The following is a 14,771-nucleotide window of genomic DNA, read 5'->3' as shown; positions in this document are numbered from 1 at the left end:
CTAATTCATGCTGCTGACAAGTGTTCTATGCTTTATTCTTTCATTTCTTTTAACAGGACTATTGAGAAAATACTCTTTAGCAAAGAACATAGTGGATATCCCGAATCATCGTAGCTCTCATTCCTTACCAACTCCACGAGGTGGGGGGCTAGCTTTTGTCGTATTATTTCTATTGGTTTTACCGCTTTGTTTTTATTCCGGGTTCATTGAGCGTTCTTTATTTTTTGCATTGATGATGTCTGGGGTTATTGTCGCTGGATTAGGATTTGGTGATGATGTTGCAGAAATACCTGCAAGGTGGCGATTTGTTGGACATTTTATTGCAGCAGGAATTATTTTATTTTGGTTTGGTGGCTTACCACCGATTAACATTTTGGCTTGGACTTTGTTTCCTGGAGCATTGAGTTCCATATTGGCCCTCTTTTACCTCGTTTGGCTTGTGAATCTTTATAATTTCATGGATGGCATCAATGGATTAGCGAGTATTGAAGCCATAACAGCTTGCCTTGGAATGATCAGTTTATATTGGCTAATGGGGCATACGGACATCATGCCTTTACCTCTTGTTCTATCGTTGGCTGTGTCAGGGTTTCTGCTCTGGAATTTCCCTATACCGCGAATTTTTATGGGTGATGCTGGAAGTGGATTTTTAGGGATGACATTAGGTGCTTTTTCGATTCAAGCGGCATGGGTTGATGTAAAATTATTCTATTGTTGGCTGATTCTTCTTGGGGTATTTATTGTAGACGCTTCCCTTACATTATTTCGTCGAATGCTAAGTGGTGAAAAAATTTACGAAGCGCATCGTAGTCATGCGTATCAGCACGCAGCAATGCGATTAAAAAGTCATACCCCTGTGACGTTGGCTGTACTTTTAATCAATATTTTATGGCTTTTCCCCATTGCGATTCTTGTATGTTTAGGCACTTTAAAGGGATTTTATGGCTTATTAATTGCGTATATTCCCTTATTTTTACTGGCAATGCGTTTAAAGGCCGGCCAAGTACAATTACAAGCGAATTGAGATGGAAGAAAAAAATACATTCACAGTAAGAAAAAACACTAGCCAATAACCTTTTTTTTTGACAAAATTGCCCTTTTTGCTCTAAATCTATTGAACAAAATGAGTTTGTCTTTTTCCGTGTAAGCGCTTCATCGGAAATCTCAATGTTTCATCCTATGTAGATCACTACTCTGTAGCGGTCATAGGTTTTTTTGACATTAAAATTTTGTCTAATAGTAGGGCCTGTTTACAACACAATCATCTCATTTTTTAGCTGGCGACATGCATTGTAAACAGGCTATAAGCTAAAAAATGCGCACTTTGTGAATTCTTAATATTCTCTTAAGGATTCTGCGATAAAATTATAATCGAGCAATAATTTTGTTTATTGTTTTTTTAAGAACCGGGTTATCTTGAGTACCATGGATTGTTCTATGGATGAATAAGATAACTACCTGTAAGGGAGATTTATACATGTTAATTTTAACTCGCCGTATCGGTGAAACTCTAATCATCGGTGATGATGTGAATATTACGGTGTTAGGGGTTAAAGGAAATCAAGTGCGTTTAGGTATTAATGCACCTAAAGATGTTTCCGTACACCGTGAAGAAATTTATTTGCGCATCCAACAAGAAAAACAAGGCAGTGACACCGAAGAAGTTGTATAACACCGAATTCAAAATCACAGTCTTCCCGTCCCGTGCAATATAGATGTTCGGGACGTCATTTTCTCTCTCTTTTTAATGATGTATCCCCAAACGCAATCAAGTGGACTTTGCCTTGTTGGTCAACCACGCGTAGTTGCCCGAATTCATTGATGCCTTGGGCTGTGCCATGAAGCTCTTGATGAATATGAGATACGGTAATCGATTCATTGAATAAGCAATCCACTTCGCTCCATTCTTTTTGAAAGGCCTGCAGTCCATGGTTTAAAAAACGTGAGAGATAGTCGTTTAGGTATTTAATTAGATTGGCGATTAAACGATTGCGATCAATAAGCTGGCCTGTTATCTCACGTAGTGAGCCCCAAGATGATTCGTAACCAGGATCCGTCGTCATGGCATTAACATTGATACCGATTCCAATAATGACATCACAGAATCCATGACTTTCTGCTTGGATTTCGATTAAAATGCCACTTAACTTTTTGTTTTGCCAGATTATGTCATTTGGCCATTTAACGTGGATATTTTCAATAAGAAAGAGCGACTGGATTGCTTTTCGTAGGGCTAGACTAACCACTAAACTCAACCCAGATAACTGAGATAAACTACCTGCAAATTGCTTGCGAAAAGAACAATACACATTTTCTCCAAAGGGAGAAAACCAGTGACGATTGAATCGTCCTCGTCCTTGGGTTTGTGTTTCAGCACAACACAATTCGATTTGTGTACTAGGAGTGAGCTTTTTTAAATATCGGTTGGTTGAATCAAGAGAAGCAAATAAATGAAAAGTAATTGGAACATCAAACGACAGGCTCTCTAAAAAAGACCTTATCTTTTTTTCATCAAGCAATATTAAAGGCTCACGGAGATGATAGCCTTGTTTTGGTAAGCTCTGAATGGGTACCCCAATCTCAATAAGCTGTTTAATGTGTTTCCATACAGCGGTGCGAGAAATGCCAATGGCTTTTCCAATTTCAGTACCACTGAAGCGATTTCCGCTACTTAAATAATGAATAATCTTCTGCTGGGTTTGATTAAATTGGATCATAAGATGCTTAAATCTGATAAGGCATGGAATCGAATTTCTGAAATAGTAGGATGATAACAAATGGCAGCACAGCAGGCTATGGCAGGCATAAAGGAATGCAATTGCCAAGTCGTTTGGTGTAGCGAATCATAAACAGATTGATGAACGGGCGGCAGCAGAGGGAGTGTCAATTGTTTGGTAGGATAGCTTAGCCCTAGACCACAAGCCTTAGTAAGTGCTTCTTTCTGAGTCCAAAGATGAAAAAAGCCGAGCGACTTAAGCGATTGAGGCAGCGTCGTAAGCGCATTATTTTCTAATTCAGAAAAAATATGTTGTCCAATTCCTTCATAAGGTCGTGCAGAAAAATATTCTAAATCAATGCCCAAGGGATGATGTTTTCCAACCGCCAGTAATGCTAAGTCTCGCGAATGACTCAGGTTAAAGTGTAAGTACTGGTCCTTCAGTTCAGGTTTACCGTGTGCATTGTATGCAAAATTTAAATTGTTTCCGGGTTGGTTGAGGTAGCGAGATAAAATAAAGCGCAAAATAGTGTGTGCTGCGATGTGTCTTGTTCTATGGATAGGAAAATGAAAGCGAGCTGCGCGATCAAGTTCTTCTTGCGGCAATAAGCTTTTTAATGCATCAACATTTAACGTTAATGGAAATTGCCAGACATCAATACGATGATTGGATAAGGAATATTCTCCGAGGGTAATTGGGATAAAGAGGGGATTAAAAGCGCTTATATTCATAATTTGGAATTTCTGGCATCCAGGCAAAGTTACGGTTATACTACGAATAGTTCATATTGTAACGAAAATACTCACGTGAATCGAAGATTTCAGTGAGTATATCATCAAAAAACGAGTATCTAATGAGTCGACAATTTTTGGATTTTGAGCAGCCAATTGAAGAGTTAAATCAAAAAATTGAAGCCCTTCGCATGGTCGGCAGCGACAGCGAAGTGAATCTCAGTGAAGAAATTGCAAGGCTTGAAGCAAAATGCGAAGAGCTTACTGCGAATATTTTTTCAGATTTGGAGCCATGGCAAATCGCGCAAATGGCAAGACATCCTCTTCGCCCTCAAACTACCGATTATATAGAACATCTGTTTACCGACTTTCAAGAGCTTCATGGCGATCGCCATTATTCCGCAGCGCCTGCCATTATCGGTGGATTGGCGCGTTTTCATGGTGAGCCTGTCATGGTGATGGGGCATCAAAAAGGAAAACGAACCAAAGAAAAAGTGTATCGAAATTTCGGTATGGCCAGGCCTGAAGAGTACCGCAAAGCTTTACGCTTAATGAAAATGGCTGAAAAGTTTAAATTACCTGTTTTTACTTTTATTGATACTGCAGGAGCTTATCCTGGAATTGGAGCTGAAGAGCGCAATCAATCGGAAGCAATTGCAAGAAATTTATTGGAAATGTCAAAGTTAAGAACACCTATCATATGTGTCGTTACTGGTGAAGCAGGATCCGGTGGTGCTTTGGCGATCGGCGTGGGTGATCGAGTCATTATGCTACAATATGCGATTTATTCGGTTATTTCTCCTGAGGGGTGCGCGTCGATTTTATGGAAGGATCCGTCCAAAGCGAGCGAAGCTGCTGCCGCAATGGGGATTACCGCAGATAAGATTCTTGAAAACAAGCTGATTGATAAAGTCATTGAAGAACCTTTAGGTGGAGCTCATCGTAACGTGAAAGAAATGATGAGCAACCTCGATAAAATGCTCATTCGTGAGTTACAAGACCTAAAATCATTTTCTATGAGCGAGCTTTTAAAAAATCGCTATCAGAAATTTATGGCAATGGGTGCTTGTGACTAAGAGTCCACTTACCCGGGAGTGGATCACTAAACTTGCTCAGTGCAATCAACTCTATGTTGGTTTCAGTGGTGGATTAGATTCAACCGTATTACTGCATGCTTTATCTAAAGAATCTTCTCTTTTCAAAAAACTAGTAGCCGTTCATGTGAATCATGGCATAAGTCCACATGCAAGCTCTTGGCAACAAGATTGCAAGCAAACTGCCGAATCGCTTCAAATTCCCTTTATGGCATTTAAACCGGACTTTTCAAGAAATGCCAATCTTGAAGAAAATGCAAGAATTGCTCGTTTGCAGGTGTTTTCTTCTTTAATAAAAAAAAATGATGCATTAATTCTTGCTCATCATCGTGATGATCAAGCAGAAACGCTGCTGCTTAATTTGTTTCGTGGTGCAGGCATTGATGGCATGACGGCGATGCCTGCTGAAAAGCCGTTTGGAAAAGGGGTGCTTTTTAGACCATTACTTCAGCTAACCCGAAAGCAACTTGAAACGTATGCCACAGAGCATCATTTATCTTGGATTCAAGATGAAAGCAATTTGGATCTCGATTATTCTCGAAATTTTATCCGTCATCAGATCATGCCTTTGCTTACTACGAAATGGCCAAGTGTTGTGAGCAATTTAAATAGGACTTCTTTGCATTGCCAAGAGGCAAAATACCTGCTTAACGATCTCGCATGGTTGGATGCAAAAGAGCAAAGTCTAGAAAACCCCGTGCTTTCTCTCGACACACTGAAGCACCTAAGTCAAGCTCGGCTTACAAATGTTATTCGTACCTGGTTAAGAATGAATGGCGTGCGTCTCTTTTCCACCAAACGGTTTCAAATACTTCTCAATGACTTGGTTTTCTCACGGACATCTGCAAATCCTAGCTTTACGTGGGATAATGTCGTGCTCAAGCGATATCACCGTTCACTTTATTTATTACCCGCCAAGTCAACGAGCGTACCAAAATATATTGAGTGGGTGCATTTTCCATCTGCCTTAGCGATAAAGGGGATTGGGTGGTTGCAAGCGAGTGCAACAGAGGAAGGGCTTTGCATTCCTAAAGAAAGTGTAATTGAGGTGCGATTTAGACAGGGGGGGGAGACGTTTAAGTGGCATAAGCAGACTAAATCGCTTAAAAAATTATGGCAAGAGTGGAATGTTCCTCCTTGGCAACGCGATGCTATCCCTCTACTTTATGTAAATGGGCAACTGGCTGCTGTTGTGGGGTTTGCGGTGAGCGATGATTTTTACAGCCAAGGTTTGGCTTGGTCGCTTGAATTGATTCGATAAAAAAATGGATGGTCAACTCCATTTTTCTTGTCAAAATATGATATCATTTGCTCTATTCGTGAACTCCTTCTGTTCTAAATGAGCGTGCAATGCCGAAGCCATTAATTAATATTTCCAGCAAACAGGCTTATGTGTTCGCCGCGTTTTTAGTGTTATACGAGTTTTTAACCTATATCGCGAACGACATGATTATGCCTGGAATGATTCAAGTCATTAAAACGTTTAATGGCCCTGAAAGTGCTGTGGCTAATTCACTTACGGCCTATATTCTCGGTGGGGCTAGTCTACAAATTTTTTTAGGCCCCATATCTGATCGGTATGGCAGAAGGCCTGTAATGATTTTTGGCGCTTTTCTTTTTGTTTTATGTACGCTATTTATAGCCGTTTCAAATTCCTTATCGCAATTTATTTTAGCTCGTTTTTTTCAAGGCATGGGGCTATGTTTTATTGGTGTGATTGGTTACGCCACCTTACAAGAAATATTCGCAGAAATGGATGCGATTCGCTTGACCGCAATCATGGCCAATATCTCAATCCTTGCGCCATTAATCGGGCCACTGTTGGGAGCTGTGTTTATTCATTATTACAGCTGGCGAATGATCTTTTATATCATTGCAAGCTTTGCTCTAATCGCATTATTGGGATTATGGCGATATATGCCCGAACCCATTGGTCAAATCAAGCGCGATGGCGAAAAGATACTCCGTACTCCTTTGTTACCAAACGTTATTCTTTCCAATTATAAGACACTGATTTCAAATCATTCATTTCTAAGAGGATCATTAGCATTCGGAGTTTTAGTTATTCCTTGTCTTGCTTGGATTGCACTTGCTCCCATTATATTAGTAAAGGATGCAAAGCTTTCCGTTATTGAATATGGCCTTTGGCAAATTCCTGTCTTTGGTGCATCAATTCTTGGAAATTGGATTTTGCAACGATTAACCCATCATTATTCATCGCGTCAAATTTTAAAAATTGGTACGGGTGTTTGTACCATTAGCACGATATTTATTTTTCTATTACCTCTTTTTGCAGGAAATTATTTTGTCTGGATAATGCCAGGTTTAATTTTGTATTTTTTGGGTCTAGGCATTACTTGTGCACCTTTGAATCGGCTAATTCTTTTTTCAACTTCCGTTGCAAAAGGGACCGCCTCAGCGTTAATGACGTTTATCGCGATGATGTTCCAAGCAATTGGGGTGGAAGTGGCTAATTTAATCTATGATTGGCACAGCAATCGTCTATTTGGTTTATATTGTGCTTTGACCGGCGTTTTATATGCTCTATTTCTTATTGGCACCTTTAACCAAGATAGTGTTTCTTCTCAATCGAGTTCGATATAAACAAAAATGTTTATATCGAACAAGAGGAACACCACCACTTAGTTCGTTTAGCGACACAAAAGTCATAAATGACTTTTATGTCGAACTTTGAATGGATCCCGTATAAAAAGCCTTGCTTTTTTACGGGATAACGTTCGTTTAGCGACACAAAAGTCATAAATGACTTTTATGTCGAACTCACGTTACTTTACAAACAAGTTATACAGCCAGGCTATAATCAACCCACATATAAACGCATCAATAAATCCAATAATCCCTCCAATAAAGCTTCCTATTATTGTTGGTTCATATCCAATATAAATGGCTCCAATCGCATTGACAAAGACTTCACCAAATGTGAAAAAATAGGCCATCAGGCCAAATAATAAAATGGATACCCCCCAAAAAATTCCTAAAGACAGACCCAATGCTAACGGGCTCATTTTTAAGCGATTCATTGTTATCTCCTTGAGAATGTTATTCCTAATTAAATTATAGAACTTTTTAACAAGATGATTGTGCAAAGTAGAGGTATATTAAATTTGGAATTTAACTAGCATTTGTAGTCAGCTTATTGGAAAAATCAGAATTTCAAAGTATTATGCTCGATTTTCGTTAAATAAGAAAAATAGGAAATCGCATGTATATAGCGGGTGTTGATGAAGTAGGGCGAGGCCCCTTAGCAGGTCCAGTTATTGCGGCTGCTGTTATCTTAAACGACCCAATTGAAGGGGTAAAGGACTCCAAAAAACTACCCGAATTAAAACGTAAACTTCTGGCTGCTGAAATCAAAGAAAAGGCGGTTTGTTATGCTTATGGGCGTGCAGAGGTTGAAGAAATTAATGAATTAAATATACATCATGCAACGTTATTGGCGATGAAACGCGCGATTGAGAATTTAGCGTTTGTTCCAGATAAAGTGTTAGTGGATGGAATTCACATACCCAATGTGAAAATGCCTTGTTATCCTATTGTGAAGGGCGATGATCTGATTTGTGAAATCAGTGCTGCTTCGATATTAGCTAAAGTGCATCGCGATGAAGAAATGGAAAAAATGGATCTTCATTTTCCTGGTTATGGGTTTGCTAGGCATAAGGGTTATGCAACTCCTCAGCATCAAGAAGCTTTAATGAAACTTGGGCCGTGCACCATTCATCGTAAGGGATTTACGCCAGTTTCTGCTGCATTAAATCAAATGGAAGAAGTAGAGGAGTAACGATTTAAAACACATCTCCGTTGTATTCTATATTTATAAGGCATTAAATAAAATTCGATGCGTGCCTATGGACATCAAAATTCCAAATCCGGCTAGGAATGTTACCATCGCGGTACCGCCATAACTGACTAATGGCAGCGGCACACCCACCACAGGAATTAAGCCCATCACCATACCAATGTTTACGAAAGCAGATAAGAAGAACGTTATGGAAAGGCTCGCTGCAAGTAAACGGGTGAAGGTTGTTTGAGCGTGTCTTGCGATGTGCAAACCTCTTAAAGAGATCAAAATGACTAACAAAATGATGATAACACCGCCAACAAACCCGAACTCTTCTCCACTGACGGCAAAGATAAAATCGGTGGCATGTTCTGGTAGAAAATTTAAATGAGACTGACTTCCCTCTAACCAGCCTTTTCCAATTGCACCGCCCGAGCCTATAGCAATTTTAGATTGGATGATATGATAACCTGCCCCTAAAGGATCATTTTCTGGATTTAAAAAAGTGATGATTCTTTGTTTTTGATAGTCATGCAAAATATGCCAAAGAAAAGGTGCAGCACCTCCAATAGCAGCTAATAAAAACAAAATAATTTTGATCGAAATGCCGGCTAAGAATACCACCGATAATCCAGCAAAAATTACCATGATTGCAGTACCCAAATCAGGTTGTTTTGCGATGAGTAAGGCTGGAATAAAAATAATTAAGGCAGAATAGCAGAGCATTTTTAAGCTAAGAGGGAAAGCGTTACGATCGAAATACCAGGCTGTCATCATGGGAACGGCAAGTTTCATCACTTCAGAAGGTTGGAATCGGAAAAGGCCTAAATCAAGCCAACGTTGAGCGCCTTTTCCAATTTTTCCCATGCCAATCACGGCAATCAGCAAGGCGAGTCCAAATCCATAAATCCAGGGAGTCCATAACTTATATTTATGTGGTGGGATAAAAGCAAACACCATCATCACGCCAAAAGCAACCAACAGTCTTAAGGATTGACGAATAAGCATCCCTATGTTTTCGTTGGAGGCACTGTATAAAATAATAAGTCCTAGTAAGACCAATAAAAAAATCAACCCTAACAATGGCCAATCCACATGCAGTGCTTTGGGAGTAAATCGGTAAATGGGTCTAGCGGTATTTATATTCATGAAGTTTCAGTAGATTGAGTTAATTCAAAATAAACATCCAATACTTTACGAGCAACGAGTGAAGCAACAAAATCATTCTCAACCAAAACCGCAATGGCAATTTCAGGTTTTTCCACCGGTGCAAAGGCAATAAATAGGGAATGGTCTCTTAATGCTTCTGGGATCTCCTGATAACGTTTTTTCTCGTATTGGTTGCCGCTAAATACTTGCGCTGTTCCTGTTTTAGCTGCAACTGTATAAGGTGCATGATGTCCAAACCGATGGCCGGTGCCACCGGGAGTGACTACACCTTGCATGGCCTCGGCGATTATGGACCAGTTGTTATTATCTTTTAGTAGAATGGGGTATTCTTCCAGAGGCTTATAATAATGCACATCGCCGTGATCGCGCATAGATTTGCTTAATAAATGCGGTCGGAATCGTCTGCCCTTGGAACTCATAGCGGCGGTTGCGTTGGCTAGCTGTAAGGGAGTAGCCAACATAAACCCTTGCCCAATAGAGGTAATAATGGTATCTCCTGGATACCAGACTACACCACGACTTCGCTTTTTCCATCCTGGACCTGGAACAATTCCGGGCAATTCTTCGAATAAATCAATATGTGTTGATTGGCCAAAGCCAAATTGCATCAGAATGTCTTCAATCGCAGATATGCCTAATTTATTACCCAATTGGTAAAAATAAGTGTCGCAAGACACCATAATCGCTTTCTTTAAACTGATAATCCCATGGCCTACACGTTTCCAATCACGATACTTATGACTAACTCCAGGAAGACGATACCAGCCAGGATCAAAAATTTTCGTACTTGGCGTTACAACACCTTTATCAAGTCCAGCTAAAGCAATGAATGGTTTAACTGTTGAAGCGGGGGGATAAAGTCCTCGAACAGCGCGATTATACAAGGGCTTATCAGAGGCGTTAGCTAGCTGCTGATAGTCTTTTTTTCCAATGCCATTAACAAATAAATTGGGATCAAAACTAGGCGAGCTTACCATCGCTAAAACATCACCATTCTGGGTACTCATAGCTACTACGGCACCGCGTTTACCCATAAGGGCATTATAAGCAGCTTCTTGCAATCTGGCATCGAGGGTGAGGTACATTTTTTCACCCGAAACAGGGTTTTGTTTGCTAAGTACTCGCAAAGTACGGCCACTAACATCCGTTTCAACCTGCTGATAACCTACTTGTCCGTGCAACACATTTTCATAAAACCTCTCAATTCCTGTTTTACCAATAAAGTTGGTGGCGCGATAGTTGGTTGGATCAACTTGTTGTAATTCTTTTTCATTGATTCGCCCAACGTACCCTACAATATGTGCGGTCATTTCACCTAATGGATAATAACGCATGAGCCGAGCTTTAATGCTTACCCCTGGAAATTGAAATTGATTACTCGCAAAAATCGCAACGTCTTCTTGCGATAATTTTAGTTTAAGAGGAATTGGGGTAAATGAACGATTCTGGCTCTGGGCGTGCTTGAAGTTTTCAATATCCTCTTCCGTAATGGATGGAAGTAGCGTTTGTAATTTTGTGAGCGTCAAAGAAAGATTTTTTACTCGTTCAGGGACAATTTCCAATACGTAAACGGGCACATTATCCGCCAAAATGACCCCATTGCGATCTAAGATGATTCCACGAGGAGGCGCGATGGGAAGAATACTCATCTGATTTTTAAGCGAGAGTGTCGCATAGCGTTTGTATTCTGAGAGCTGTAAATAAGCTAGACGTAAGATTAAAATACAAGATAAAACAACTAAAAAAGCCACCATGAGGCTTAGTCGAAAGCGATGAATTTGTGATTCCTGACGATCGTTTTTAACGGAATGTAAACCCATGTTACCTAGCAAATATATTCGAGTGGCTTAGGAAGGCAGTTTTACTAAACTCATGAACTAAAGTCTTATTTTATGCTGCCGTAAAACACAAGATATTAACTTAAAAAACATGAGCTGCCCAGATAATTTACCTATGTTCAGATGTTCGTGAGCGCTCTTGGGGACGATTCAATCGCCGAATTTAGGATAAATCGCTCTGGAGTAGCGAACTAGGAAAATTCCAAGAAATCCAATGGCCGCTGGTTAAATAGTATAAACCACATTCAATGGGCTCTTGAAAACGAGTAGTTAAAATATGGGCATAATGATTCACTTGTTCTTTGTGCTTGTTGATAGAAGTTGAATCTTCAAGCCCAGTTTTAAAATCAATGACCCACCGCTTGCCATTTTCTAGGAATGTTCTATCGATTATCTTAGTTGTCGTTTCTTCACCGTCTATAACCATTAATTCATACTCATTTTGTTCTTCCTCATGTTTAGAAATAAGCCATTGACCAACTGGCTCATTAAAAAGACGACAAATTTGGTTTTTTATGGGGGTTAATATCGACGTTGTTTCATCATGAGAAAACCCATGGCTTGCAAAATAATGAGTGAGAATGGACCATGGTACTACTTCGCTGCTGGAGGGGTGATTGGTACAAATCCATTGCAGTAGTTCATGGGCAGCGATGCCAATTAAGCGAGCCGTGTTTAATGATTCATTTAGGCGCAGATTACTATAGGGGTTTTCGCTGGGTTCTAGTTCGTGTCGATAATACTCAATGGGTAACTGATATAACTTCGGTAATTCCATGATAGAATCACTGGAGGCAGTCCTATCGTCGATTGCGACTTGTTCTTCAAAAGACACATGCTGTAAGAGATGACGAAAAGACCCTTTTGGAATGCTTTTTTCATGATCCAGAAGATAAAGTCTTTTCTTGGAACGGGTTACTGCAACATATAAAAGTCTTTGGGTTTCATACCTATCTTTTTCATAGTCTAACTGTTGTAAGTAATCATAAACTAAACATACATCTTGATGCAGCGCCTTCATGGGAGATATAAGTAAGAGATCGCGTTCTTTCGTCGGTAATTTTAACCAGCGTAATAAAGGTTTGTCAGGCGTTTGGGACTTAGAGCTTAAGCCAGGTAGAATCACCGCATCAAATTCAAGTCCCTTTGATTTATGTATGGTCATGATTTGCAATCGTGAAGGAGTGACTTGTTGTGAATAAAGTTTATTAAATTCTTCTGCAAATTGCTCCCAGTTACTGATTTGACCATGCGCTTCAAATTGATTGATTAAGTACCAAAACTGTTCAAGATCGGCTTGTTCTTCTTCAGTTAATAAACTCGTTTGGTGTAGATTAACAAGCGTTGTAGTAATCCATTCCACTAACGGATATTGATAACGTGTGTTTAAGGCGTGATCCATAACTTGATAAATAAATTTGCAACGTGTTTTACCCTCAGTGCTCAGAGCTGTAATCACATCGACTTGAGATAAGGCATAGAAAATACTTTTTGATTTAGCAAAAATCGCTAAATGATGTAAATCTTTCAGCGATATTCCACACCACGGACTTCGTAAAAACGAAAGCCACGCCAGGCGATTTGCGGGCATCAATAAAGACTGGGTTAATGACCAAACATCCCGTAAATGCGATAAATTAGCTAGGGGGTCAATATCAATTCCTTGGAATGGAATTTGCTCTTCGCGTAGTAAACGCACAATGTGTTTGAGCTGCGTCCTAGAGCGAACTAAAATGGCAATGTTTTCTGTTGTATGTGTTTCTAATTCAGCTTTTGCCGTTGCCACCACAGCGCGTGCTTCTTCAATAGGCGTGGAATATTGCCATGTTTTGATGAAGCTATGTGTAACGGGAGGCTGCGTTTTTTCTGAGGGATAAAATTTTACAGCACCTGATTCAATGTCGTCTGTTTTTGGAAAAACGCTTTGAAACGAATCATTGATCCATTCAACCACCGTAGCTGTGGAGCGAAAATTACAGGTTAATTCCAACGCGGTCAGTTTAACGGGGCCAATTCCAACTTGTTGGGCTCTAAGAAACAACCCCACCTCAGCCGAGCGAAAGCGATAAATGGATTGCATAGGATCACCGACAACAAATAATGTTTTACCGTCTCCGGGTAACCATTCTTTCACCAGCTTTTCTAATAATTCAAATTGCTGAATGGAGGTATCTTGAAATTCATCAACTAATAAATGATGGATTTGATGATCGAGGTATAAAGCTAAATCAGTCGGTTCTTCTTCAGCCCCAAGCGCTAAAATCGCTTGTTGTGAAATCGCTGAAAAATCCAATTTATTGGCTTCATTAAATACCAGCTGTAAGTGAGCGGCTAAAATGGGTAAAAGAGCAAATAAAGCCTGTAAAACGGCCCATTGATGCTCATCGTATTGTGGAGCAGGCAAGTTTTGAACGCGTTTTAGAGCATCTAAAAAATCAGGATGATCATGTAATGTTTCAAATAACGCTTCACTGCCTGATTTTAAATCCTGATACAGCGAAGGCGTGCAAACGCCTTTTTTTAAGCCCACATGGTGATCAAAGCGTTTGCGAAAAGTTCCTTGCGTGGTTAACAAGAGAGAAGCAAGCCCGGCTGCGTTATGGCGATTGAATTTTTTAACCTGGTTTGTTTGTCCGAAATGTTCTTGAATGCACAAAGGAGCGGTTTCAAGTTTTGCAAGCTTTTGCACTAAAGTTATTAATTCATCCCAGATACTTAAGGGTAAGCTCTGATAAAATCTCGTTAATTCATGCTCTTCAATCCATTCAAGTGCTTGTTCGAACGCTTCTTTATTCTGGAATTTGGCTTGATGAATTGGCCCTAACCATTGATCGCGATTGGCCAAGAGTTCAGCAAAAATATGAAGTAATTTTTGTGGCTGATTATCTAAGTGGTGGAGTAGCTGCTTTAAGGGCTCATGATAAGCCGAATGTTGCAAGGCAAAGTCCAGACATTGTTTTGCTGCCAAAGTATAAAATTGTTGGGGCTTATCTGCAATGGTGGCGAAAGGCACTTGTTTTTCTTGCAAAGGGATCGCTTCGACGAGGCGCTGGCAAAGCGAGTCAATCGTTAAGATACGTAAGCGGTTTGGTTGTTGTACAAGTTGCCAGTTTAGCGTTTTATCTCTCTCTAGCGCTTGACAAGCATATTCATACGTACGTTGCTGATGGGCAGATTGAGGGGCAATTTGGTTTTCAGCTTTTTGCAAAGCGATTAGAATACGCTCGCGCATTTCATTAGCAGCTTTGCGCGTGAATGTGAGAGCTATGATCTGCTCTGGTGCTTGAACCGTGGCCAATAATCGCAAAAAGCGCTGCGTTAAAATTTCCGTTTTTCCCGATCCAGCGGGTGCTTGAACAATAAATGATCGGCTTGGATCGGTTGCAAGGATTCGATGATCGCTGTCCTTTAATATCATCTTT

12 protein-coding genes are annotated in these 14,771 nt (G+C 40.0%); 6 read left to right on the top strand and 6 right to left on the bottom strand.

All coding sequences use genetic code 11. The features are described 5' to 3' along the window. Positions 1–7: 7 nt before the first annotated feature. Positions 8–1,024 carry an MraY family glycosyltransferase gene (locus tag E1O41_RS03315; RefSeq protein ID WP_131775893.1) on the top strand — a complete coding sequence of 339 codons (1,017 nt, stop codon included), beginning with the start codon at positions 8–10 and terminating at the stop codon, positions 1,022–1,024. A 453-nt stretch (positions 1,025–1,477) separates the two neighbouring features. Further along, positions 1,478–1,672: a carbon storage regulator CsrA gene (gene csrA / locus E1O41_RS03310; protein WP_058529628.1), complete on the top strand. Its 195-nt coding sequence runs from the start codon at positions 1,478–1,480 to the stop codon at positions 1,670–1,672. Between the two features lie 55 nt (positions 1,673–1,727). On the opposite strand, the gene E1O41_RS03305 is transcribed toward csrA, so the two are convergent. Next, positions 1,728–2,717, bottom strand: a complete 990-nt coding sequence (locus E1O41_RS03305) for a biotin--[acetyl-CoA-carboxylase] ligase (RefSeq protein WP_131775892.1) — start codon at positions 2,715–2,717, stop codon at positions 1,728–1,730. After that, positions 2,714–3,448 (bottom strand): 4'-phosphopantetheinyl transferase family protein, encoded by a 735-nt coding sequence (locus tag E1O41_RS03300; RefSeq protein ID WP_131775891.1) that lies wholly within the window; start codon positions 3,446–3,448, stop codon positions 2,714–2,716. The genes E1O41_RS03305 and E1O41_RS03300 overlap by 4 nt, the downstream gene beginning before the upstream one ends. 122 nt (positions 3,449–3,570) lie before the next feature. On the opposite strand from E1O41_RS03300, the gene E1O41_RS03295 reads away from it, so the two are divergent. The 3 genes from E1O41_RS03295 (at position 3,571) to E1O41_RS03285 (ending at position 7,146) form a co-directional block, all read left to right on the top strand. Next, positions 3,571–4,524, top strand: a complete 954-nt coding sequence (locus E1O41_RS03295; protein ID WP_131775890.1) for an acetyl-CoA carboxylase carboxyltransferase subunit alpha — start codon at positions 3,571–3,573, stop codon at positions 4,522–4,524. Further along, complete coding sequence (gene tilS, locus E1O41_RS03290) at positions 4,517–5,803, top strand: tRNA lysidine(34) synthetase TilS (RefSeq protein ID WP_131775889.1); 1,287 nt, start codon at positions 4,517–4,519, stop codon at positions 5,801–5,803. The genes E1O41_RS03295 and tilS overlap by 8 nt, the downstream gene beginning before the upstream one ends. An 89-nt stretch (positions 5,804–5,892) precedes the next feature. Then, positions 5,893–7,146, top strand: coding sequence for an MFS transporter (locus tag E1O41_RS03285; protein WP_131775888.1), 1,254 nt, complete (start codon positions 5,893–5,895; stop codon positions 7,144–7,146). Between the two features lie 182 nt (positions 7,147–7,328). Here the strand turns inward: E1O41_RS03285 and E1O41_RS03280 are convergent, their stop codons facing one another. Beyond that, positions 7,329–7,583 (bottom strand): bacteriophage holin, encoded by a 255-nt coding sequence (locus tag E1O41_RS03280; protein WP_131775887.1) that lies wholly within the window; start codon positions 7,581–7,583, stop codon positions 7,329–7,331. Between the two features lie 182 nt (positions 7,584–7,765). On the opposite strand from E1O41_RS03280, the gene rnhB reads away from it, so the two are divergent. Then, complete coding sequence (gene rnhB, locus E1O41_RS03275) at positions 7,766–8,341, top strand: ribonuclease HII (RefSeq protein WP_131775886.1); 576 nt, start codon at positions 7,766–7,768, stop codon at positions 8,339–8,341. A gap of 33 nt (positions 8,342–8,374) precedes the next feature. Here the strand turns inward: rnhB and rodA are convergent, their stop codons facing one another. From rodA to E1O41_RS03260, 3 genes are all read right to left on the bottom strand, one after another. Continuing rightward, a complete protein-coding gene (gene rodA, locus E1O41_RS03270; RefSeq protein ID WP_131775885.1) occupies positions 8,375–9,490 on the bottom strand; it encodes a rod shape-determining protein RodA in 1,116 nt (371 codons plus the stop codon). Continuing rightward, positions 9,487–11,331 carry a penicillin-binding protein 2 gene (gene mrdA, locus E1O41_RS03265; protein ID WP_131775884.1) on the bottom strand — a complete coding sequence of 615 codons (1,845 nt, stop codon included), beginning with the start codon at positions 11,329–11,331 and terminating at the stop codon, positions 9,487–9,489. Before mrdA ends, rodA begins: the two co-directional genes overlap by 4 nt. Before the next feature lie 181 nt (positions 11,332–11,512). Next, positions 11,513–14,767, bottom strand: a complete 3,255-nt coding sequence (locus E1O41_RS03260) for a UvrD-helicase domain-containing protein (RefSeq protein WP_131775883.1) — start codon at positions 14,765–14,767, stop codon at positions 11,513–11,515. Between the last annotated feature and the right edge of the window lie 4 nt (positions 14,768–14,771).

It is taken from the genome of Legionella impletisoli (genome assembly GCF_900639875.1).
Lineage (GTDB): Bacteria > Pseudomonadota > Gammaproteobacteria > Legionellales > Legionellaceae > Legionella_A > Legionella_A impletisoli.
This window is presented reverse-complemented; position numbering and strand designations above follow the sequence as displayed.